General features: G+C 65.4%; 21 protein-coding genes. 11 read left to right on the top strand and 10 right to left on the bottom strand.

Annotated elements, in window-relative coordinates; all coding sequences use genetic code 11:
* Positions 1-16: 16 nt before the first annotated feature.
* The 3 genes from IEX78_RS20180 to IEX78_RS20170 all read left to right on the top strand — a co-directional run bounded on the left by IEX78_RS20180 (position 17) and on the right by IEX78_RS20170 (position 4,408).
* A complete protein-coding gene (locus IEX78_RS20180) occupies positions 17-358 on the top strand; it encodes a DUF4233 domain-containing protein (RefSeq protein ID WP_188830761.1) in 342 nt (113 codons plus the stop codon).
* 48 nt (positions 359-406) lie between these two features.
* The gene (gene ndk / locus IEX78_RS20175) at positions 407-826 is read left to right on the top strand and encodes a nucleoside-diphosphate kinase (protein WP_188830587.1); all 420 of its coding nucleotides are present in this window, start codon (positions 407-409) and stop codon (positions 824-826) included.
* Positions 827-1,276: 450 nt separating this feature from the next.
* The gene (locus IEX78_RS20170; RefSeq protein ID WP_188830586.1) at positions 1,277-4,408 is read left to right on the top strand and encodes a translation initiation factor IF-2 N-terminal domain-containing protein; all 3,132 of its coding nucleotides are present in this window, start codon (positions 1,277-1,279) and stop codon (positions 4,406-4,408) included.
* A 57-nt stretch (positions 4,409-4,465) separates the two neighbouring features.
* Here the strand turns inward: IEX78_RS20170 and IEX78_RS20165 are convergent, their stop codons facing one another.
* Positions 4,466-4,606, bottom strand: a complete 141-nt coding sequence (locus tag IEX78_RS20165) for a hypothetical protein (protein ID WP_188830585.1) — start codon at positions 4,604-4,606, stop codon at positions 4,466-4,468.
* Between the two features lie 34 nt (positions 4,607-4,640).
* Here IEX78_RS20165 and rplU point away from each other — a divergent pair, with 34 nt between their 5' ends.
* The 4 genes from rplU (at position 4,641) to proB (ending at position 7,989) form a co-directional block, all read left to right on the top strand.
* Complete coding sequence (gene rplU, locus IEX78_RS20160) at positions 4,641-4,952, top strand: 50S ribosomal protein L21 (protein ID WP_188830584.1); 312 nt, start codon at positions 4,641-4,643, stop codon at positions 4,950-4,952.
* A gap of 22 nt (positions 4,953-4,974) precedes the next feature.
* Positions 4,975-5,241: a 50S ribosomal protein L27 gene (gene rpmA, locus IEX78_RS20155; RefSeq protein WP_188830583.1), complete on the top strand. Its 267-nt coding sequence runs from the start codon at positions 4,975-4,977 to the stop codon at positions 5,239-5,241.
* Positions 5,242-5,336: 95 nt separating this feature from the next.
* Positions 5,337-6,791, top strand: a complete 1,455-nt coding sequence (obgE, locus tag IEX78_RS20150) for a GTPase ObgE (protein WP_188830582.1) — start codon at positions 5,337-5,339, stop codon at positions 6,789-6,791.
* Between the two features lie 85 nt (positions 6,792-6,876).
* Complete coding sequence (gene proB / locus IEX78_RS20145) at positions 6,877-7,989, top strand: glutamate 5-kinase (RefSeq protein ID WP_188830581.1); 1,113 nt, start codon at positions 6,877-6,879, stop codon at positions 7,987-7,989.
* 901 nt (positions 7,990-8,890) lie between these two features.
* Here proB and IEX78_RS24560 read toward each other — a convergent pair.
* The 9 genes from IEX78_RS24560 to IEX78_RS20100 all read right to left on the bottom strand — a co-directional run bounded on the left by IEX78_RS24560 (position 8,891) and on the right by IEX78_RS20100 (position 17,915).
* Positions 8,891-9,922 carry a hypothetical protein gene (locus IEX78_RS24560; protein ID WP_268240918.1) on the bottom strand — a complete coding sequence of 344 codons (1,032 nt, stop codon included), beginning with the start codon at positions 9,920-9,922 and terminating at the stop codon, positions 8,891-8,893.
* A gap of 29 nt (positions 9,923-9,951) precedes the next feature.
* Positions 9,952-10,317 carry a hypothetical protein gene (locus IEX78_RS20135; protein ID WP_188830579.1) on the bottom strand — a complete coding sequence of 122 codons (366 nt, stop codon included), beginning with the start codon at positions 10,315-10,317 and terminating at the stop codon, positions 9,952-9,954.
* Between the two features lie 23 nt (positions 10,318-10,340).
* On the bottom strand, positions 10,341-11,066 hold the full coding sequence (locus IEX78_RS20130) for an ESX secretion-associated protein EspG (RefSeq protein ID WP_188830578.1): 726 nt from the start codon (positions 11,064-11,066) through the stop codon (positions 10,341-10,343).
* A gap of 83 nt (positions 11,067-11,149) precedes the next feature.
* The gene (locus IEX78_RS20125) at positions 11,150-12,100 is read right to left on the bottom strand and encodes a D-isomer specific 2-hydroxyacid dehydrogenase family protein (protein WP_188830577.1); all 951 of its coding nucleotides are present in this window, start codon (positions 12,098-12,100) and stop codon (positions 11,150-11,152) included.
* A gap of 12 nt (positions 12,101-12,112) precedes the next feature.
* On the bottom strand, positions 12,113-13,069 hold the full coding sequence (gene ligD / locus IEX78_RS20120; RefSeq protein WP_229684128.1) for a non-homologous end-joining DNA ligase: 957 nt from the start codon (positions 13,067-13,069) through the stop codon (positions 12,113-12,115).
* A gap of 65 nt (positions 13,070-13,134) precedes the next feature.
* Positions 13,135-13,530 carry a hypothetical protein gene (locus IEX78_RS20115; RefSeq protein ID WP_229684127.1) on the bottom strand — a complete coding sequence of 132 codons (396 nt, stop codon included), beginning with the start codon at positions 13,528-13,530 and terminating at the stop codon, positions 13,135-13,137.
* Positions 13,531-13,635: 105 nt separating this feature from the next.
* Entirely contained in the window at positions 13,636-15,762 is a 2,127-nt protein-coding gene (locus tag IEX78_RS20110) for a RecQ family ATP-dependent DNA helicase (RefSeq protein ID WP_188830575.1), read from the bottom strand.
* Positions 15,763-15,801: 39 nt separating this feature from the next.
* Complete coding sequence (locus tag IEX78_RS20105) at positions 15,802-17,013, bottom strand: RtcB family protein (protein WP_188830574.1); 1,212 nt, start codon at positions 17,011-17,013, stop codon at positions 15,802-15,804.
* Positions 17,014-17,084: 71 nt separating this feature from the next.
* The gene (locus IEX78_RS20100) at positions 17,085-17,915 is read right to left on the bottom strand and encodes a ribokinase (RefSeq protein ID WP_188830573.1); all 831 of its coding nucleotides are present in this window, start codon (positions 17,913-17,915) and stop codon (positions 17,085-17,087) included.
* A gap of 110 nt (positions 17,916-18,025) precedes the next feature.
* Here IEX78_RS20100 and IEX78_RS20095 point away from each other — a divergent pair, with 110 nt between their 5' ends.
* The 4 genes from IEX78_RS20095 (at position 18,026) to IEX78_RS20080 (ending at position 22,564) form a co-directional block, all read left to right on the top strand.
* Positions 18,026-19,291, top strand: a complete 1,266-nt coding sequence (locus IEX78_RS20095) for a glutamate-5-semialdehyde dehydrogenase (RefSeq protein WP_188830572.1) — start codon at positions 18,026-18,028, stop codon at positions 19,289-19,291.
* A gap of 4 nt (positions 19,292-19,295) precedes the next feature.
* Positions 19,296-20,168, top strand: a complete 873-nt coding sequence (locus IEX78_RS20090; RefSeq protein WP_188830571.1) for an AAA family ATPase — start codon at positions 19,296-19,298, stop codon at positions 20,166-20,168.
* 5 nt (positions 20,169-20,173) lie between these two features.
* Positions 20,174-21,553 (top strand): vWA domain-containing protein, encoded by a 1,380-nt coding sequence (locus IEX78_RS20085; protein ID WP_188830570.1) that lies wholly within the window; start codon positions 20,174-20,176, stop codon positions 21,551-21,553.
* 132 nt (positions 21,554-21,685) lie between these two features.
* A complete protein-coding gene (locus IEX78_RS20080; protein ID WP_188830569.1) occupies positions 21,686-22,564 on the top strand; it encodes a hypothetical protein in 879 nt (292 codons plus the stop codon).
* The last annotated feature ends 4 nt before the right edge of the window (positions 22,565-22,568 follow it).

Here is a 22,568-nt window from a genome sequence, read left to right as displayed (position 1 = left end):
GGGTTTGCGCGGTGTCATGGCTGGCACGTTGATTCTTGAGGCGATCGTCGTGCTGCTCGCGTTGCCGGTGGTCGCTGCCGTCGGCGGCGGTGTCACGTGGTTGTCGGGCACCTACCTTGTCGTGCTCGCGATTCTGATGGTGCTCGGCGCGGGTTTGCAGCGGAAACCGTGGGCGATTCCGTACAACCTTGGCCTACAGGTGTTGCTGCTCGCTGGCACGTTTATCCACATCGCGATCGGCGTCACCGCGCTTGTTTTCATCGCGGTGTGGGCGTTCATTCTGGTTTTGCGTGCCGACGTGCGTCGCCGGATGGATGCGGGTTTGTTGCCAAGTCAACGGATGCAACGGTCTTCCTGACGCACCGGAGTGCGGCCGCGGTTGTCGCCGCCGGTTAGAGTGGCCATCGTGACTGAGCAGACGTTGGTACTCATCAAGCCGGACGGTGTCTCCCGTGGCCTCGTCGGCGAGGTGCTCGCGCGTATTGAGCGCAAGGGCCTCACCATCAAGGCGCTGGAACTGAAGAACGTGTCGGTTGAACTCGCCGCCGAGCACTACGCCGAGCACTCGGAGCGTCCGTTCTTCGCTTCGCTTATCGAATTCATTACTTCTGGCCCGGTCGTCGCTGCCGTGCTCGAAGGCCCGCGCGCGATCGCCGCGTTCCGTCAGCTCGCCGGTGGCACCGACCCCGTCGAGAAGGCGACCCCCGGCACCATCCGTGGCGATTTCGGCCTGGAAACCCAGTTCAACCTGGTCCACGGCTCCGACTCGCCCGAGTCGGCCAAGCGCGAGATCGCGCTCTGGTTCCCCGAGTCCGCCTCCCTCTAACGGCTGTCCTCGCTCGTCGCGTCGGCAAAGTGGCGCGACGAGCTCGAGCGCCAAAACCCACCTAAAACCCACTACTGCAACCCGCCGATGGCGATCTTGTCGCGACCGGTGTGGGATACTGAACTTGGATGTGTTCGACACAGCTTTCGCGCAGGTACGCGAGAGCCGTGATGAACATAACCGGATGACACCGCGGTCCGATGCCGATCATCGCTGCCCAGCCGGGCACGCTGGATGAGCGCTTCACCCCCGGTGCCACGCCGTACAGACAGGCGCCGTGTAAACCGGTTGGCCCGCCAGAGCATCAATAAGGTGAGACCGGTTTCGCGGGGCGAGACCAGATGACCCTCGCACCACATCGGGTGTGAGGTGCACGGACGATTGCCCCCGCGTCGGCCGCGTCACTCCCGTACCGGGGATGGACGCGCCCGGGGGCCCGAGGAGACTTTCGTGGCCGAAAAAGAGCCGCTCGACACAACTACACAACAGGATGCCGATCAATTGCCGGAGCGAATTCGAGTTCATGCACTGGCCAAGCGGTTGGGAGTAACCAGCAAGCGCATCTTGGCCAAACTGGCCGAATTAGGAACTGAGGCGCGCAGCGTCCAGTCCAACGTCGACCGTGCGGTCGCCGAAACGGTGCGCGACGCCATCGCAGCCGCTGATGCCGCTGAATCCGCCGCTTCCACCGCGCCTGCCGCATCAACCCCTGCTGCCAAGCCTGAACCGGTCGCGAAACCTGAACGGGCGGCTAACGCTGAGCCCGTCGCGCCCGCGTTCTCGGCATACGACGACAAGGCCAGCGCCGCGGTGTTCACTCACCTCGACGCGCCGTTGGCTGAACCCGTCGGGTTCACCGCGCCCGACGTTGCCGTTCCGCTGTTCGTCGCGCCGGATGCCGCCGCCGTCGAGGAGACGCGTAAGCGTCGTCGCGCTGATCGCGCGGCCAAGCGTGAGCAAGAAGCAGCCGAGCCGGTTGAGGTTGAAGCACCCGCCGAGGTCGATGCTGAAGGCGATGCCGACGACAATTCCGCTGAGCACGATTCCGACGACCAGCCGCGTCGTCGGCGCCGTGGGCGCCGTGGTCGCGGCCGTGGTCGTGGCGAACAGGCCAACGACGGCGATGACAACGATTCCGATGGCGATGCTGATGCTGAGTCAGAAGATACCGAAGAGTCTGTTGACTCGACCGTCGACGAAACTGCTTCGTCGACGGAAGTTGAGACCGCGGAAAACGACACCGACGACGAAGCGGGCGACAGCGCGAGCCGGCGTCGTCGCCGTCGCCGTCGCCGCAAGGTCGGTGGCGAATCCGCCGACGTCGACGCGACCGCCGACGACGACCCGCCGAACACCGTCGTGCACGAGCGTGAACCGCGCAACAAGCGGCGCGCCGCCCAGTCGCCCGACGAGGTCCAGGGCATTTCGGGGTCAACGCGCCTGGAAGCCAAGCGGCAGCGTCGACGGGACGGGCGCGATGCCGGTCGTCGTCGTCCGCCGATCCTGACCGAGTCGGAATTCCTCGCGCGTCGCGAGTCGGTCGACCGGGTGATGGTCGTGCGCGAGAAGGCGTTCGACACCGCCGACCACAACCCCGGTCACCAGATCACCACGCAGGTCGCTGTGCTTGAGGACAACGTGCTCGTCGAGCATTTCGTCACCAGCTCGGGCCAGGCGTCGATGGTCGGCAACGTCTACCTCGGCAAGGTGCAGAACGTGCTGCCGAGCATGGAAGCCGCGTTCATCGACATCGGTCGTGGGCGCAACGGCGTGCTGTACGCGGGCGAGGTCAACTGGGAAGCCGCTGGTCTCGGCGGTAAAGAGCGCAAGATCGAGCAGGCCCTCAAGCCCGGCGATCAGGTGCTCGTTCAGGTGTCGAAAGACCCGGTTGGGCACAAGGGCGCGCGTCTCACCACCCAGATTTCGCTGGCTGGCCGCTTCCTTGTTTACGTGCCCGGCGGCACGTCGACCGGCATTAGCCGCAAGCTGCCCGACACCGAGCGCAAGCGCCTCAAGGAAATCCTGCGCGACATCGTGCCCGCCGACGCTGGCGTGATCATTCGCACTGCCTCCGAAGGCGTGAGCGAGCCCGAGTTGGCACGCGACGTGGAACGGTTGCAGGCAACGTGGCGCACGATCGAAGAGTCGGCCGCCAAGGAAACCAACGCGCCGAAGGCCCTTTACGAAGAGCCCGACATGCTGGTCAAGGTCATTCGCGATCTGTTCAACGAGGATTTCGCGCGCCTTGTCATCGAAGGTGACCGCGCGTGGTCGACCGTGGAGAACTACGTCCGCACTGTCGCGCCTGACCTGCTTGAGCGCGTCAGCCGCCACGAAAACAACGGCGTCGACGTGTTCGACGCGTTCCGCATCGACGAACAGCTCGCCAAGGCGCTCGATCGCAAGGTGTGGCTGCCTTCGGGCGGCACGCTGGTCATCGACCGCACTGAGGCGATGACCGTCGTCGACGTCAACACCGGCAAGTTCACCGGCTCGGGCTCGTCGAACCTCGAAGAGACCGTCACCAAGAACAACTTGGAAGCGGCCGAGGAAATCGTGCGGCAGATGCGCCTGCGCGATATCGGCGGCATGATCGTCGTCGACTTCATCGACATGGTCCTCGAATCCAACCGCGACCTGGTGCTGCGTCGCCTCACCGAAGCGCTTGGGCGCGACCGCACGCGGCATCAGGTGTCGGAAGTCACCTCGCTTGGCCTCGTGCAGATGACGCGTAAGAAGCTCGGAACGGGCCTGGTTGAGGCGTTTTCCACGACGTGTGAGCATTGCCACGGTCGCGGGCTCGTCGTGCACAACTACCCGGTCGACGCCAACGCTAACGGCGACGATTCCGGCAACCGCGCGGCCAAGGAAGGCGGCTCGCGTCGCCGTCGTGGTGGCAAGGACAAGCCGGTTGAGAAGCCGGTCGCTGTTGTCGCCGCTGCCGCGACCAACGGCGCGCACGTCGGCGAGACCGAGGAAGAGCTGCGTGCCCGTCGGGCGCATCCCGTCGCGTTGGCGATGGCCGCGCATCACGAGGATGAGCACGGCGAACCGGTTCCCGCCGTTGACGATTCGGCCGATATCGAGGTTGTGCTCGATGAGCCGACGCAGTCGGACACGCCTTCGCGTTCGCGGTCTCGGTCGCGTTCACGTCGGTCGAACCGGGCTGCCGCGGCGACGGATAACCCGCTGACCGGCGTGATTTCGGCTGGGGATAGCGAAGCTGCCGTTGCTGAGGATGTCGCTGAGCCTGCGCCGGTTGCTGAGCCAGCTCCGGTCGCCGAGCCGGTGGCGGCTGAACCTGTCGTTGCTGAGGCCGCTGTCGTTGATTCGGCGCCGGTGGCTGAGCCCGCTGCGGAGCAGGTTGCCGAGCGTGCGCCCCGACGTCGTCGTGTCGCCCGTTCTACGGCCGCACCGGCCGCAGACAGCGCTGGCGCGGTGTTCGTGCTCTCGGCTGCTGACCAGGCACCCGCGACGCCGATCGTCGACTTCACCGCCGAACCCGTCGTCATTCCTGAGCGCAAACCGCGTCGTCGGGCCACCGCCCGGCCCGCTGGCGCGCCCGCGAGCGACGCGAACTAGCGCACTCGGGCTCGAAGCGCTGACCGCGAATTGGTCAGCGCTTTCGGGTCTGGTAGCCTAGTTCAGTCGCTGCCCAGCGATTGAGTTCATGCCGTATTGCGCGGACGGACTCGTCGCCACATCAGGCAGCAAAACGTTCTTTCCCCGCCACTGTGCGGGAATGAGCCCCGAAATGCGTCGCAGCTGCGGCGTGGACATGTGCAGGACCAACGTGAGTGGAGGAAGCCGACCGATGGCAGCGTACGCAATCGTCAAGACCGGCGGAAAGCAGTACAAGGTCGCGGTCGGTGACCTGGTGAAGGTGGAGAAGATCGAGGGCGCGCCCGGCACTGCCGTGGCCCTGACCCCGGTTCTCGTCGTCGATGGCGCCGATCTCACCACCGATGCCGACAAGCTGGCCAAGATCTCTGTGGCCGCCGAGGTCATCGATCAGACCAAGGGCCCGAAGATCCGGATCCACAAGTTCAAGAACAAGACCGGCTACCACAAGCGCCAGGGTCACCGTCAGCCGCTGACGGTCATCAAGGTCACCGGCATCAAGTAAGAATTCCCGAGGAGACGAAGCAATGGCACATAAGAAGGGCGCATCTAGCTCCCGGAACGGCCGCGATTCGAACGCACAGCGCCTCGGCGTCAAGCGTTTCGGCGGCCAGAAGGTCAGCGCGGGCGAGATCCTGGTCCGCCAGCGTGGAACCCACTTCCACCCGGGCGTGAACGTCGGCCGTGGTGGCGACGACACGCTGTTCGCCCTCGAAGCGGGCGCGGTCGAATTCGGCACCAAGCGTGGCCGTAAGACCATCAACATCGTTGTCGCGGAGCCGGTGCAGGCCTGATCGCCTGGAACTCGCTTCCAACAGACACACAGAGCGGATCAGGGTTTTCCAAACCCTGATCCGCTTTTTGGTGCATCGAGGAGGAAGATCGAACTATGTCCAAATTCATCGACCGCGTCGTACTCAGTGTTCACGCCGGTAGGGGTGGACACGGTTGTGCCTCGGTGCATCGTGAGAAGTTCAAGCCGCTTGGCGGTCCCGACGGCGGAAATGGCGGCAACGGCGGGGATGTGATCCTTGAGGTCGACCCCAATGTGCACACGCTGCTCGATTTCCACTTCCACCCGAACGCCAAGGCTGGCAACGGTAAGCCGGGCGAGGGCGGCAACCGCGACGGCAAGCAGGGCCAAGACCTGATCTTGCAGGTGCCCGACGGCACTGTTGTCGTCGACAAGAAGGGCAAGGTCGTCGTCGACCTGGTCGGCGCTGGCAATCAGTTCATCATCGCGCGCGGTGGTCGTGGCGGTCTCGGTAACGCGTCGCTCGCGTCGAAGGCGCGCAAGGCTCCCGGTTTCGCGCTGCTTGGCGAAGACGGTGAAGACCTTGAGGTTGTTCTTGAGCTGAAGTCCGTCGCCGATGTCGGGCTCGTTGGGTTCCCGTCGGCGGGCAAGTCGTCGCTGGTCTCGGTGCTTTCCGCGGCCAAGCCGAAGATCGCTGACTACCCGTTCACCACGCTGGTGCCGAACCTGGGCGTCGTGCTCAGTGGCGACACCACGTTCACCGTCGCCGACGTTCCCGGGCTCATTCCGGGCGCGAGCGAGGGCCGTGGGCTCGGGCTCGACTTCCTGCGTCACCTCGAACGCTGCGCGGTGCTCGCGCACGTTGTCGACTGCGCGACGCTTGAGCCTGGTCGCGACCCGATTTCCGACGTCGACGCGCTCGAGGCCGAACTCGCCGCCTACAAGCCCGCGCTCACGGGCGACGAAGGCCTTGGCGACCTGGCAACCCGCCCGCGCGTGGTGATCCTCAACAAGACCGACGTGCCGGACGCGGCTGAACTGGCCGAGATGGTTCGTGCGGAGTTCGAGTCGCGTGGCTGGCCGGTATTCGAGATCTCGGCGGTGAGCCGGGCGGGTCTGCGTCCGCTCACGTTCGCCCTCGCCGACATGGTTCGCGAGTATCGCGAAGCGCATCCGAAGGCGGCACCCAAGCGGCCGATCATTCGCCCGATCGCCACCGACGAGAGTGGTTTCAGCGTCATCGCCGACCCGAACGAGCCCGGTGGGTTCATCGTGCGTGGTACGCGACCGGAACGCTGGGTCGCCCAGACGCAGTTCGCCAACGACGAGGCTGTTGGCTACCTCGCCGACCGGCTCGCCCGGCTTGGCGTCGAAGCTGAGCTGGTCAAGCAGGGTGCGCAGCCGGGCTGCCCGGTCACCATTGGTGATGTCACGTTCGAGTGGGAACCGCAGATCGCCGCTGGTATCGACATGCAGCCGACTGGTCGTGGCACCGACTTGCGCCTGGAAACCAACGACCGTGTTGGTGCCGCTGAGCGCAAGCACGCGTCGCGGGCGCGGCGTGGTTTGCTCGACGACGACGAAAAATAGAAGTGACGTGGCAGGTGGTTGGTTGCGATACTGCGAGACGGTTCTTACGCCGTAGATGAGCGGTTTCGCAGCCAGGGAGTGTGGAATGGTTCGGGAACACAGTCAGGTGCGCGCGGCGATTAAGTCGGCGCGCACGGTGGTCGTGAAGATCGGTTCGTCGGCGCTAACCAGCTTGGAAGGCGGGCTCGACACCGATCGACTCGACCGCCTCGCCGACGCGGTTGAGGCGCGAATGCGGGCTGGTTCGGACGTCGTTGTTGTGTCGTCGGGTGCCATCGGCGCTGGGATCGCGCCGCTCGGATTGTCGAAGCGGCCGACCGATTTGGCGACCAAGCAGGCCGCGGCGAGCGTTGGTCAGTTGGCGCTCGCGCACGCGTGGGGCACGTCATTCGCCCGTTACGGTCGCACCGTTGGGCAGGTGTTGCTGTCGGCTGATGACTTCACCCGTCGCGAGCATCACCGCAACGCCCAGCGCACCCTCGACCGCCTGCGTTCCCTCGGCGCGATCGCGGTGGTGAACGAAAACGACACCGTCGCGACCGAGGAAATCCGCTTCGGCGACAACGACCGCCTCGCCGCGCTCGTCGCCCACCTTGTCGGCGCGGACGCGCTGTTTTTGCTGTCGGACGTCGCGGGATTGTACGACGGTGACCCGCGCAAGGGCGCGGCCAACTTCATCCCCGAAGTGCGCGGCAGCGCCGACCTTGACGGCGTTATCGCTGGCAGCGGCGGTGCGTTGGGCACCGGCGGCATGGCATCAAAACTGTCAGCCGCCCGGTTGGCCGCCGACGCGGGCATCGCGGTGCTGCTGGCTTCCGCCGAACAGGCCACCGAGGCCTTAGGCGAGGGCGAGGTCGGCACCGCTTTCGCCGCCAGCCCCGACCGCCTCCCCGGCCGCAAATTTTGGGTACGCCACGCCGCAGGAAGCCGCGGCTCGGTACTGCTGGACGCGGGCGCGGTCGCCGCAGTAGCGGCCCGCCGTTCCCTGCTGGCCGCAGGCATCGTCGGCGTAGAGGGCCGCTTTTTCGGCGGCGACGTAGTCGACTTGATCGCCCCGAACAAGGAAGTGATCGCGCGCGGCGTCATCGAATACGACAGCACGGACCTCACAACGATGCTCGGCCGGTCAACAACGGACTTGCCGGAGTCGATGCAGCGCCCAGTAATTCACGCCGACGATTTGGTGAGCGTGCACTGAAGGGTGCAGTCGCAGACGCGGACGTAGTTGATATTTGAGGGTTGCGCAGTCCCGATGCGTAGCGAGGGACGTGCGCGCCTGCTGTCGCCACATCCGTGAGAACGCGCTTAGCCAGGGGGTTCGCGGCCCTCGAATGTGCATGGTCGAGCAATCGGATCTTGACGGTTGCGCGCAGCTCGATGCGTAGCGAGGGACGTGTCCCCAGCCATCGCCACGTTTGTGGGAACGCGCCTAGCACGAGGGTTCGCGGCATTCGGATGTGCACGGTCGAGCATTCGGATCTTGGCGGTTGTGCGTAGTTCCCGATGCGTAGCGAGGGACGTGCCCTGCAATCGACACGTTTGCGGGAACGCGCCCCGCACGAATGTTTGCGGCATTCGGATGTGCACGGTCGAGCATTCGGATCTTGGCGGTTGTGCGCAGTTCCCGATGCGTAGCGAGGGACGTGCCCTGCAATCGACACGTTTGCGGGAACGCGCCCCGCACGAACGTTCGCGACATTCGAACGTGCACGGTCGAGCATTCGAATCTTGACGGTTGCGCGCAGGCCCCGATGCGGAGCGAGGGACCGCGCCCCTGCAATCGACACGTTCGCGGAAACTCAGCCCCGCACCCGCGACCTTGAGGAGCGGCGGCCCCGAAGGGGCCGGTCGCGGCCGTCCGTCCGTTCAGGTGCCGTTGCGTAGGCGACGAAGGAGCAAGCAACGGTGCCTGAACGGACGGACCTCAGGGCCGCGACACGCGCGCGCCAGCGCGCCAAAAACACAGTTGACGTGCACTTTCTTCTAACTGGTGCCCTGATGAGAGACCCAACCCACACCACGACGTCCCATCTACCTCAAACTCACCGCGCGGGCCCTGCTCCCGAAGCAAGCACCACTTAGCGCACATCACACGCCGCTCATCGAGCCGGCCCGATCACCCCCGGCTGGTCCAGCCCGGTTGGTGCCTGGGCAGGTGGTTTCGGCGCGTCAGGAATGGGCCCCGTCACGCCGGGTTGACCGCCCGGGTCGGTGAGGGCTCCAGCGCCGGGCGGCTGTGGTGCCGCAGGACCGGGCGCAGGAGGTTCGACCGGTTCTCCCGACGACGGTGCGGGCGGTGGTGCAGTTGGCTGCACGGGCGCTCCCGGATTGTTTGGCACCGGCGGATCCGCTGACGGAACGGGCTGCGGCGGGACCGGTGGGCCTGTCGTGGGAGACACCCCACTAGCGGGTGGCGCGACCGGCTGTCCTGCCGTCGGAGGCGCGGACTCCCCACCAGTGTCAGGCGGCACGGACGACCCAGGGGCGGGCGGCGCGGTCGCTGATGGGGGCAGGTCCGCCGCACCAGGATTGCCAAGCGGCTCCACGGGTTTCGGTACATCAGCAAGCGCGCTCGGCGCATCGTGATCGGTGGGCTTCGCGCCCGAATCTGGCACCCCCGCACCACTCCCCACCGAAACCTCAGGCAGCCCAGGCACATTCGTCCCCGCCAACCCATACGCAGGCTTATAAATCATATTCATCGCCAGCAGTGCTTCCTGCCGCAATGCCTCCGCCGCCATCTGCGCGTCAATCACCTTGGCCGCCTCAAGGATTCGCGCGATTGTGCCGATCGGCCCCGAATCACCCGGTGGCACCACCGCGATCTTCACGGCTTCCGCCGCCGCGGCAACACCGCCCAGTCGCGCGCCAACTTCCGCGCAAACAGCGGCCAAATCGTCAACGGAATCGGCGAAAACTCGCATGCTCGCCGCTGCGGCGTCGGCGGCAGCGCCCGACCAGCCCGCCTCGTCAATCACCTGCGCAGCGCCTTTTTGCGCCGTTGGCGCCGAACTACTCACGCCCGCAGCCACTTCCAACCACGCAAACGAGCTGCCCAGAATCGCGGCCGCGTCAATACGCTGTGCACGCTGATAAATCTGTTCGTGCGGCATGGATTCGAAATGCTCCATCGCCGAAATGTAAGCGGGATCAACGCCGCTCATACCTGTACCGCCGTCCGCATCGCCGCAGCGCCAGCCGCGTCGGCTTCCTCGTACAGTCCAGCGCTCAACAGGAATGCTTCTTTGAGCCGATAAGCCGCCTCGACGTAGCGATCGAGCAGTTCGGCGGCATCACGTGCTTTATTGGCGAACCCATCGCGCAGTTGGTCAGCGGAAACAAAACCACCGAATCCGCCCGCGTCAGCGGCATATTCGAGACGCGATTTCAACTGGATCAGCCGATCGGCTTGGTCTTGGTAAAGCTGCGCGCATTGCCGCGCGGCGTCGGCGTCGAAGCGCACCGAACCGGCCGTTGCCGCAGTGCGGAACCGGGCGATCTCGGCTGTACTACTTTCGATCGACATCACATACCCCCTTCGAAAATCGGTTAACCAGATCGTCGATGTGACCTGTGCGCGGGCGCGAGTTTGCGTTGAAGTTGAGCGGCAAGCTGACTCGTCGACGTCGGCACAACATGCACTGTCTCGCCCGCGCGCAGCAGGTAGCGCCCGTCGCCTGCCACGTCGATCCAGCTGTAATGCACCGCTGGCTGTGCGACCGGCGAGTCGAGTCCGGTCTCAATTCGAATGTGGCCTTCCGCGGTGTGCGTTCGGCGCAGCAGTCGCTGAATGCGCGGCACGGCAGGATGCGCGGCGAGCACGGTTTCTTCGTCGCGCACCGCGTCGGCGTAGGCTTCGCGCGCGGGTTCGCGACCAGGTGGCGTCGGCGGCAGGCAGCCAGCGACGCGCACTCCGATCCCAGCGCTATGTCCGATCGAAAGCTGAACGCGCCCACCATAATCCGGCCGAGTGCCAGCTTCCTGCGTCACCAAAACGGCCCGGTCGAACACCGTGCACGCGAGTAGTCGCACCTCAGTCCCCGGCGTATGCCCACCGCCAACCAGCACCATCCGCGCATGCGGCGCGGCGAGAATACGCAGGCAGGCGGCTAGGTCGGGGTCGTTGAGTAGTCGATCGTCGAAGTTCTCATATAGCCGACTCGCCTCGTCCTCGGTGTGTGGCGACTCAAGCACGCGAATCGGAAAGGGCAGGCGGTCGTGGCCCGATTCCCGCCAGAGCTGCGCGAATTCGTCCGCCGAAAACGTCCATGCCATTGCCGATCCCATCCTTACCGAACCAGGACGAGGCCAGCGTAACCCGCATTGTCTGATTCGGGCATGGCATTTCGGGCAGCGAGTCAGTACCCGATGGTCGGATCGATCACCGCGTTGAGCGCTTCACCCGCGACAAACTTCCGCGCGTTAGCTCCGACATGGTCGGCGAACGCGGCAAGTCGCAGCTGCGGGGGATTGGAGTCGTGCGGCGTGATGATCGCGTTCGGCAACTCCCACAGCGGATGCCCATCGGGCAGCGGTTCGGGGTCGGTCACGTCGAGGCCAGCACCACCGATGACCCCGTCGTTCAGGGCGGTGACCAGGGCGTCAGTGTCGATCAGGCTGCCGCGCGCTACGTTGATCACCCATGACGACGGCTTAAGTCGCGCGAGTTCGTCAGCCCCGATGAGGTGCCGGGTCGCCGCTGTCGCGGGCGCGGCGACGACAACGTGGTCGGTATGCGACCACACCTTGCCTAACTGGTCGGCGGGCACGGTTTCGACGTCGGCGGGAATGCCCGGCCCGCGCACCGTCCGCCCCGACCGATTCACCGCGATCACATGCGCGCCAAGCGGCGCGAGCATCGGAATCAGCGCTCGCCCAATCCCACCCGCGCCGACAATCGTGACGGTTTTGCCCCGCAACGAACCAACGTGCGGAAAAAACTCAGCCTGCTGCCACGACCGCGCACGCAATTGTTCGGGCAAATAACGCACGCCAGCGAGCAACATCATCAGCGCGTGTTCAGCGACGCTCGCCGAAAACGCCCCTGCCGCCGAAGTGAATTCGACCCCGGGATGCTGACCGAAAACATCAGCCGCGAAAAAATCCTCGACACCGGCGGCCGGAAGCTGGACCCATCGCACGGAAGCGGGCAGCTCAGCGGGGAACGCGTCGGGCCGACCCGTCCAGATAAGCGCGTCCGCTTCGGCCATGTCGCCGAGACGCGCGCCCGCGTCGGCGATGGCTTTTTCCAACAACTTCGGCGCGGTTGGGTCGGGGCCGATCGCGATGGTGGTGACCGAAGATGGCACGAACGAATCTCCTTACTGCTCGTCCAAGTCGACGGGTTCGACGCCATGTCGGTCGGCAAGTTCGAGCAAGGGTGCGATATCGAAAATTGCTTCGTCGATGCCAGCGTGCAGGTCGCCGAGTTCAGCGAAGCGGGCAGGAACGGTGTTGATGGTGAAATCGAGTGGGTGCGCGTCGCCGATTTCGGCCCAGGTCAGCGGGGTCGAAACCGTTGCTTCCGGCACGCCGCGCAGCGAATACGCGGCGGCAATGGTGTGGTCGCGCGCGTTTTGGTTGTAGTCGATGAACAGTTTCGCGGGGTCGCGGTCGCGTCGCCACCACTGCGTTGTCACGTCCTCAGGTGCCCGACGTTCGACTTCTTGCGCGAAAGCAAGTGCGGCGCGACGCACGTCGGCGAAACCATGCTCGGGCGCGATCCGCACATAAACGTGGAGCCCGCTACCGCCGGAGGTTTTCGGCCACCCGGTCGCACCGAAATCCGCGAGCGTTTCCTCGACGACACCGGCCACTCGCTGCACTCGTGACCACGGACAATCGGGCATGGGGTCGAGGTCGATGCGCCACTCATCAGGCGACTCAGTGTCGGCCGCTCGCGAGTTCCACGGATGAAATTCGATGGTCGACATCTGCGCGGCCCACGCCACCTGCGCGAGTTCTTGCACGCGCAACTCGTCGGCGTGGCGGCCGTAGCGGGGAAAATGCACGCGCACTGTCGAAATCCAATCCGGCGCGCCTGCGGGCAGCCGTTTTTGATGCACTTTCCCGCCGGGCAAACCTTTGGGAAAGCGATGCAGCATGCACGGGCGGTCCCGCAGCGCGTTGACGATCCCGTCGCCGACGCTCAGGTAGTACTGGACGACGTCGAGCTTGGTTGCCCCGAGCTCAGGAAAATACACCCGGTCGGGATTGGTCACCCGTACGGTGTGTTCACCGACCGGCACTTCGATCGCGGGCGCTGCTGCGGGAGCCACGTGAGCAACGATAGTCGCAAGGCAGGCGAGCGGCGGCGCTGCTGAGGGCACCGCCGCACCGATTTTTAGAGTTCGTAAACGCCAAACGCCCGGTTCTGAATACACATCGGAACCACGTGCACCCGTTCGGTCCATTCGAACTTCGCCGCGGCTTCCACGGTTTCGCGTTCGGCAACGCACACCGAGTTGGTGCCCGGCATGGTCAACGGGTTGAACACCGCGAGCGGGATCCCCGCGTGAATGTCGCTGTAGAGGCCCCCGCTAAAGCACAGCGGAGTGATCGCGATGCCGCGATGGGCGCTTTCGCGATCGGCGGCGGCCTGGGCACCGGGCACACCAGCGCAGTCGAGCGGATTGGCATTGCTCGCGTTAGCGGGGGCGGCGAAGAGACTAAAACCGGCCGCGCAGCCCACAGCAACGGCCATCACGGTTCGAGCTATCGAAGAGGTCATAGCGGTCATAGCCGCATTGAAACATCACTGAGTCGCGGGTCCGGCAAAGCGCGCGGCGTGTCGTGCCGTTCGCAAAAGCGGAGCGCCCGGGCAAATCCGATATTCCCGGCAAACCTAGGTCGGGGTTGCAAGGGCTAGGGGTAGCACAGCGTCGGCACCTGCCTTTCGGAGCGTGTGGGCGGCGACGGTCATCGTCCAGCCCGAATCGCTGAGGGCGTCGACAAGCAGAATGGGGCCGCTGACGGTCGATAGGTCGGGTACCTCCCACGAATCGACTAGTCCGGCGACGCGATGGGCTGAGTTGGCCGCTGACACCGGCGGTCGGTCTGGTCGGTTGTGCATCGTGCCCAGGTTGGTGAGTCGCCCAATTTCGGCGAGCCGCGTTGCCATGCTGGCGACGAGTTGGGGGTGGGTGCGCGACTCAAGCGCGAGCACTGAAGTGGGACGTTCGTGCCAATCCCATTCGCGTAACACCGTGACACACGCGTCAAAAACCGCATCAGGAATCGGCGCGTCCGGCCCGTCGAGCAACGCGCGCAGGCGTTGACCCCAGCCCAGATCGGTGAGACGACCGACAACGCGGCCCACCTCTGCACCCTGAGTGATCTTGCCCGACAAGGAGATTCCGATTTTCGCCAATCCCGTCGGCCACTGCTTACGCGGCGCTAGATCTAGTCCTGGCCGTGCGATCCGGGTGCGCGTCGCGGCAACTGCTTCGTCGGAAATGGAGGTGTCGGGACGCACGCCCGTGCAGTTATCGCAACGGCCGCAGTCGAGTTCGCTCATAGCCAGTCCGGCGAGGCCGGGGTCGTCGAGTTGCCGGCGCAGAAAGGTCATTCGACAGTCGGTTGTCGTCTGATAGTCGAGCATCGCCTGTTGCTCGGCATCGCGGGCAACGGCTAGCCGCTCATAGCGGTCAGCGTCGTAAGTCCACGGTTGCCCGGTCGATACCCAGCCGCCGCGCACGCGTCGGACCGCGCCGTCGACATCGAGTACCTTGAGCACCATTTCGAGGCGCGACCGATTCAAGTCGACGAGCGGCTCAAGCGCGGCCGTCGACATCGCCCGATCGGTGTCGAGCGCGGAAAGCACCTCGCGCACAAGGTGTTCGCGCGGAAACGACACCGACGCGAAATAACTCCAGATCCGCGCGTCTTCGGCACCGGGCAGCAGCAACACTTCCGCGCGATCGGTGCCACGCCCCGCACGCCCGACCTGTTGGTAGTACGCGATCGGCGACGAAGGCGCGCCGACGTGGACGACGAAACCTAAATCCGGTTTGTCGAAACCCATTCCGAGCGCGGACGTGGCGATGAGCGCTTTGACCTCGTTGTTGAGCAGCGCCGCCTCGAGAGCTTCGCGTTCGGCTGGATCGGTTTGGCCGGTATACGCGGCGACAGTGTGGCCGCGCGAGGAAAGCACGTCGGCAAGGTCGTTCGCGGCGGCGACGGTGAGGCAGTAGATGATGCCGGAGCCGGGCAGCTCGTCGAGTTTGCTGCCAAGCCACGCTGTGCGCGCGACCGCGTCGTCGAACCGCACCACGTTGAGATGCAGCGATTCGCGATCGAGCGACCCGCGTAGGACCAGCGTGTCGTGCCCGATCTGCCCGGCGACGTCGGTGACAACGCGGTCGTTCGCGGTTGCCGTCGTGGCTAGCACCGGCACGTCGCTGCCTAGGTCGGCGATGAGCGTGCGGATACGTCGATAATCGGGCCGGAAATCGTGACCCCAGTCGGAAACGCAATGGGCTTCATCAATGACGACGAGGCCAGCGTCGGCGGCGAGCCGGGGGAGTACCTGATCGCGGAAATCCGGGTTATTGAGGCGTTCGGGGCTGACGAGCAGCACGTCGACGTCGCCGTTCGCGACCTGCTCGTGAATCTCGTCCCACTCGGTGACGTTGCCCGAGTTGATCGTGGCGGCGACAACGCCAGCACGCTCGGCCGAACTCACCTGGTTGCGCATGAGCGCGAGCAACGGCGAAACAATGACCGTTGGCCCGCGCCCAGCACGCCGCAGCAACTTCGCGGCGATGAAATACACCGCCGACTTACCCCAGCCGGTGCGCTGCACAACGAGCGCCCGCCTGCGGTCAACAACGAGCGCCTTGATCGCGGCCCATTGATCTTCGCGCAGCGCGGCGCCCTTGCCCGCGAGTTCGCGTAGCAGCTCCTCGGCACGCTCCCGCAAGTCGGGAGCGGCCAGGTCGAGCGGGGCATCGAGCGGCGGCGATGATGGCATGTCGCTATCGTGCCACCGGGGTACGACAAGTTCGCTTCGTCAGCCCTTCACGCACAGCACCTGCCGCAAGACGGCGACCACATCGACCAGGTCAGCCTGGGCCGCGATCACCTGATCGATGTCTTTGTAAGCACCCGGAATCTCGTCGACAATGCCCTGATCTTTGCGCGATTCGACGCCAGCGGTTTGGGCGACGAGGTCGGCAACGGTGTAGGTCTTCTTAGCCGCCGACCGACTCATCCGCCGTCCGGCCCCGTGCGAAGCGGACTGGAACGAGGCCGGATTGCCTTTGCCGCGAACGACATACGAGCGCGTGCCCATCGAACCGGGGATCAACGCGAGTTCCCCCGCGCCCGCCCGCACCGCGCCCTTGCGCGTCACCAGCATCGGCACGCCGTCGATGATTTCCTCGGCCACGTAGTTGTGGTGGCACGAGATCGGTTCATCGAAACGCACGTCGAGCCCGGCGAATTCATCACGCACGGCACGGCACACAAGCGCGAGCATCACCGCGCGATTGCGCGCCGCGTACTCCTGCGCCCAGGTGAGGTCACGCCGGTAGGCCGCCATTTCCGAGGTGCCAGCGAGGAATACCGCGAGGTCGCGATCGGGCAGCGACTGATTGTGCGGCAGCTTGCGTGCGATGGCCATGTGTCGTTCGGCGAGTTCCTTGCCGATATTGCGTGAACCGGAGTGCAGCAGGATCCAGACGGAGTCGTTTTCATCGAGGCACAGTTCCTGAAAATGATTGCCACTGCCAAGAGTGCCGATCTGCTTGTGCGCCTTCGACTCCAACGATGAAACACCCGGATGTAGGTCGCCGAACTCGCGCCAGAACCGATCCCACCCCTTCGTGCGCGCGGACTGCCCATGCGAACCCGCATGAAGAGCGGTGACGTTCACCGCTTCCTTGTGGGAGTTGAAACCCACCGGAATCGCCGCTTCGATACGTGAACGCAGCGAGCGGAGACTATCGGGCAAGTCGGCGGCGGTGAGGCTCGTTCGCACGCTTTCCATGCCGCAACCGATGTCGACGCCGACGGCAGCCGGGGCAACCGCATCGCGCATCGCGATGACCGACCCCACCGTCGCGCCTTTACCCAGGTGGACGTCCGGCATGACACGCAGTCCGTGCACCCACTCCAACTCGGCGATGTTGCGGAGTTGGCGCAGCGCGGACTGTTCGATGTCGTGCTCGTTGGCCCACATGAGTGTCTGCGCTCGCGTGCCGCGCAGCTCGACGGGAAACATGGTCGGTCCTTTCGTTGGGAGTTGCCAACGGTAGGACGGCGAGCAGGTCCCGCGCACCTGATTTTCGGTGGCTAGCTCGGCTGGGTAGCGCCGCGGTGCGTGGTCGCGACGGCGCCAGCGAGGTTCGCACGGCCTAAAGCCACTCGCGGGCCCAAGCCCCAGGTGGCGACGAGCGTGCCCGCGAACGCATCGCCCGCACCGGTCGTGTCGACCACGTCAACATCTTCACCTGCGACTGCGAATTCGCCCTCACCTTGGTAGACGGCACCGTCGGCACCCAGCGTGCGCACCACGTGGGGAACCTCAGCCAACTGTGTCGAATAGTGTTCAGCCTCAAGCGAATTCACGATCGCTAAGTCGACGTCGGCCCACAGTGCAGCTGGCAGCGGGGCGACCGGCGAAGGGTTCAGCGCGACTAACGTCCCCGATTCGTGTGCGTAACGCGCCGCTTCCGCGACGGCATCTAGCGGAATCTCAAGCTGGCAGAGCAGGACGTCCGCCTCGGCGATGGCCGCGCGATCTTCGGCAGTCAGCTCGGTCAGCCGGCCATTCGCCCCGGTGACCACGATGATGCTGTTCTCGCCCGCCGCATCAACGACGATCGTCGCGATTCCGCTTGGCCCTTCTACCGTCCGCAACAGCGACGTGTCGACTCCTGATTGGTCCAGGTTCGCCCGCAACGTGGTCCCGAACGCGTCAGACCCGACCGCCCCGATGAAGCGGACCCGCGCACCAGCACGCGCTGCGGCGATCGCCTGATTGGCGCCTTTGCCACCCGGAATGGTCGCGAAAGCGACGCCACGCACGGTCTCTCCCGGCTGCGGGCGACTCGCTGTTGTCGTTACGAGGTCCATATTGACGCTGCCAACGACAACAACAGTCGGTGCCGCGGAGTCGCTCATGTGCGAAATCGTACTGGCGCTTTTCCGTGAATCGGCCATGTTGACCCGGTGGGTAACGTCCTCGCGCCGCCGGTCGGAGCCACATTCGGCGGCTGCGTACTCTGATACCCATGACGGTAGAAGTGACCCCCGAGCTCGACATCCGCGCAGCGGTGCACGACGCCGCCCGCAGGGCTCGCGTCGCGTCCCGTGTGCTGGCCCAGCTGACCACGGCGCAAAAGAACGATGCACTCAACGCGGCGGCCGATGCGCTGCTCGCGGCGGCCGATCGCGTGCTCGCCGCCAATGCCGCCGATATCGACGTCGCGCGGGAAGCGGGCACCGAGGAAAACCTGCTTGACCGGCTGCGCCTCACCAGCGCGCGCATCGACGGCATCGCCTCCGGTTTGCGCCAGGTCGCGACGCTGCCCGACCCGGTTGGTGTCGTTGTTCGCGGTTCCACGCTGCCGAACGGGCTGGAAATCCGGCAGACGCGGGTGCCGCTCGGCGTCGTCGGCATGGTGTACGAGGCGCGTCCCAACGTCACGGTCGACGCGTTTGGTCTGGCGCTGAAGTCGGGCAACGCCGCCTTGTTGCGCGGTTCGTCGTCGGCAGCCAATTCCAACGCCGTGCTTGTCGACGTGTTGCGCGAAGCGCTCACCGCGCAGGGACTGCCCGCCGACGCTGTGCAGTTGCTCCCCAGCCACGACCGGTCGAGCGTCACGCACCTGATTCAGGCGCGCGGGCTGGTCGACGTTGTCATTCCGCGCGGTGGCGCTGGCCTCATCAACGCGGTCGTGCGCGATGCCCAGGTGCCGACCATTGAGACCGGCACCGGCAACTGCCACGTGTACGTGCATTCGGCCGCCGACCTCGACATGGCCGAGGCCATCCTGCTCAACGCGAAGACCCGTCGTCCCAGCGTGTGCAATGCGGCCGAGACGGTGCTGATCGACGCGGCGATCGCCGATACCGCGCTGCCGAGGCTTACCACCGCGTTGGAAGCCGCCGGCGTCACGATTCACGGCGACCTGCCCGGTCAGGTGCCCGCGACCGACGTCGATTGGGGCGAGGAGTACCTCACCCTCGACATCGCGCTGAAGGTGGTCGACAACCTCGACGCTGCCGTCGACCACATCAACACGTGGGGCACTGGTCATACCGAGGCCATCGTCACGGGCGATTTCGCGGTCGCGCGCGAGTTCACCTCCCGTGTCGACGCGGCCGCTGTGATGGTCAACGCGTCGACCGCGTTCACCGACGGCGAGCAGTTCGGCTTTGGTGCCGAGATCGGCATTTCGACGCAGAAACTGCACGCGCGCGGGCCGATGGCGTTGCCGGAGCTCACGTCCACGAAGTGGATCGTGTGGGGCGACGGCCAGACTCGGCCGGTGTAATTTCATGTCGCTCATTACAGAACCAATCTTCTCCTCGGTCGATGACGTCATCGCACGGCTGGCTACCACCGGGTACTTGGCCGACAAGGCAACGGCCACCTCGGTTTTCCTCGCGGACCGGCTTGGCAAACCGCTTCTGATCGAAGGTCCTGCCGGTGTTGGTAAGACCGAGTTGTCGCGTGCGGTCGCGCGGGTCGCGGGCGCTGAGCTGGTGCGGTTGCAGTGCTACGAGGGTGTCGACGAGGCGCGGGCGCTCTACGAGTGGAACCACGCCAAGCAGATTCTGCGGATTCAGGCGTCGAGCGAAAATGATTGGGCTGAAACCAAAGCCGACGTTTTCACCGAGGAGTTTCTGCTTGCGCGGCCCCTGCTGACCGCGATTCGGCGCACCGAGCCGACCGTGTTGCTCATCGACGAGACGGATAAGGCCGACGTCGAAATCGAGGGACTGCTGCTCGAAGTGCTCAGCGACTTCGCGGTCACGGTGCCGGAGTTGGGCACCATCACCGCGACGCGCAAACCGTTCGTCGTGCTCACCTCGAACGCCACTCGCGAGTTGTCTGAGGCGCTCAAGCGTCGTTGCTTGTACCTGCATCTAGATTTTCCTGACGAAGAACTTGAACGGCGCATTCTCGCCAGTCGGGTGCCCGAACTTCCGGAAGCGGTTGCCGCCCAATTAGTTCGCGTTGTCGCGGTATTGCGTGGGTTGCGACTCAAGAAGTTGCCGTCAGTCGCCGAGACCATCGACTGGGGCAACACCCTGCTCGCGCTGGGTGCGGCCGACCTGGACGACGCGACCGTGCGGGCAACGCTCGGCGTTGTGCTCAAGCATCGAAGCGACCACGAGCGCGCGCTTGCTGAGTTGAAGCTGGCCTGATCGTCATGACGCACGGACTCGGTGCCCACGTCGCGGGCTTCGTTGCCGCGTTGCGGGCACGAGGCGTGCCGGTGGGGCCGTCGGAGACCGTCGATGCGGGCCGAGTGCTCACGGTCCTCGACCTGCTTGACCGCGAGGTGGTCCGCGAAGGGCTCGCGTGCGCGGTGTTGCGCAAAAGTGCGCATCGCCGCACGTTCGACAGCCTCTTTGACCTGTGGTTTCCGGTCGCGCTGGGCCAAGGGTCAGTCGCGCATGAGCTGCCACGTCGCGCGGATGGGGAAGTGGACATCGCGGCGGTGCGCGATGAACTGGCCGAGTTGCTCGCGCTCGACGATCCGGGCACGCGATTGCGCGAGTTCACCGGGCAACTCGTGCAGCAGTTCGGGCAGTTCGAATCTGTGCGTGGCCCTTCATTTTCCGCTTATCAGGTGATGAAAGAGCTTTCGCCCCAATCACTTTTGTCGAAGATCCTCGCTGGTATGGCGCTGCCGCCCGACGCTAGCGAGCGCGACTTGGAGGTGGCACGTCGCACCGCGCGGGCACGGATCGCGGACTTTCAGACGGCGGTCACCAGCGAGACGAACCGTCGCGTCGCGGAAAAGGTCGGCCGCGAGCGCGTCGCCGAATACGGGGTCGCGCGACAAGCCGAGGACGCCGACTTCCTGCGGGCAACCGAGAGTGAACTAGTCGAATTGCGTACGGGCACACAGCGGTTGGCTCGGGTGCTTGCTTCGCGGCTCGCGGTGCGTCGGAAGCGCGCGCGACGCGGCGAGATTGATTTACGCAAGACGCTGCGCGGCTCGATGTCGACCGGCGGCGTGCCGATCGACCTCATCAATCGGAAACCACGCATTGGTCGGCCGGAATTGGTCCTGCTGTGCGACATTTCCGGTTCGGTCGCCGGTTTTAGCAATTTCACCTTGTTGCTGGTGAGCGCGTTGCGCGAACAGTTTTCGAGGGTACGGATTTTCGCGTTCGTCGACGCGGCTGACGAGGTCACCGACTATTTCAGCCCCGCGACTGGCCTCGACGACGTGATGGTCACCATCTTCGCTGAATCGAACGTGTTGAGCGCCGACGGCCACTCCGATTACGGCAACGCCTTACGAACTTTCGCCGACAACTACGGCGACGCGGTCACCAGCCGGAGTTCGTTGCTCGTACTTGGCGACGGCCGAACCAACTACCGCGACCCCCGCGCGGACGTGCTGCGCGGGCTCGTCGAGACCGCGCGCCACGCGCATTGGCTCAATCCGGAACCGCGAAAGCTGTGGGCGACAGGCGATTCCGCGACCGAAGCTTACGAAGCGGAAATCGAGATGCACGAGTGCAGGTCGGCGCGTCAACTCACCGAGGTAGTCGCGCGGTTGCTGCCAGTGAGCTGAGCGCGCCGCGTTTCAGCCGACGTTAAGCCATTGAAATGTGGCTGCGACCAAGATCGCGCGCATGCTTTCTGGGGTGTCGACAGGCCGTCGACGAAGTGCGTGGGTGGGTTTTGATGTCGCGCGGCGCGCTCGGTGACACTCGCGCGCGTCGAACAAGCGCGTCGCATGGCCGAAGCAGGCAGTGCACTGCTGATCAGCGAGCCAGCGCGCGCCGTTGACGTACTCACCGAGGCGATCGGGCTAGGCGTGCTTGAACTGCGGGAAACGGCGTTGTTGCGCTCGCAAGTCGTGGGGGCCGTCGCCGCCAGCGGGGGACCGCCGACGGAACTCGCGCAAGCGGCAACCGCGGCGGCGCTCGCGTGGCACGACCTTTCCGCCGCCGATTGCGCGCACCAGTGGGTCGTTGCCGGTCGCGCGTGGCATCGCGCGGGCGCGCACGCCGATGCGGTCGCCGCCTTAGAACGTCCGCTTTCCGGCCCGGACCTGGCGTATCCAGACTCCGAACTCGCTCGGGTGCGCGCCGAGTTCGCCGAATCGCTGAACCAACTTGGTCGATATCGGCAGGCGGCGTGGCAGTTCACCGAGGCGGCCCGCCTTGTCGTCGGCTCAGGTGCCGACCGGCGTCGCCACGCCGATTGGGTGTGGTCGGCGGCGGTAGCCAGGGAGTGCTGCGGGCAGGAAACGGCGGCGCTTGGCGGCTATCTGCGCGCGGCAGGACTGTGGGGCGAACTCGGCAAGATCGTCCCGCGTGCCCGTTGTTTGCGCGCGGCAGCGTGGCTGCAACTGCGTGGACCAAACGGGCGCATTCGCGGTCCGTGGTGGCTGACGATCGACGTGCTGCTTGTCGAGTTGAACGAGCACATCGCGCGTGTGCCCGGCCCGCATCTGGCCGAAGAACTCAAACGCACTCGCAACCAGTTCGCGCAAATGTGTTCCCAAGCGTCGGGCCCGAGCTGGGCGAGCGCGGCACCACCGATCCTCGGTCCGCGAATCGGCGGCGCGTCGGATTAAGCTC

It is taken from the genome of Nocardia camponoti, from assembly GCF_014646135.1.
In the GTDB taxonomy this organism is placed as follows: Bacteria; Actinomycetota; Actinomycetes; order Mycobacteriales; family Mycobacteriaceae; genus Nocardia; species Nocardia camponoti.
This window is presented reverse-complemented; position numbering and strand designations above follow the sequence as displayed.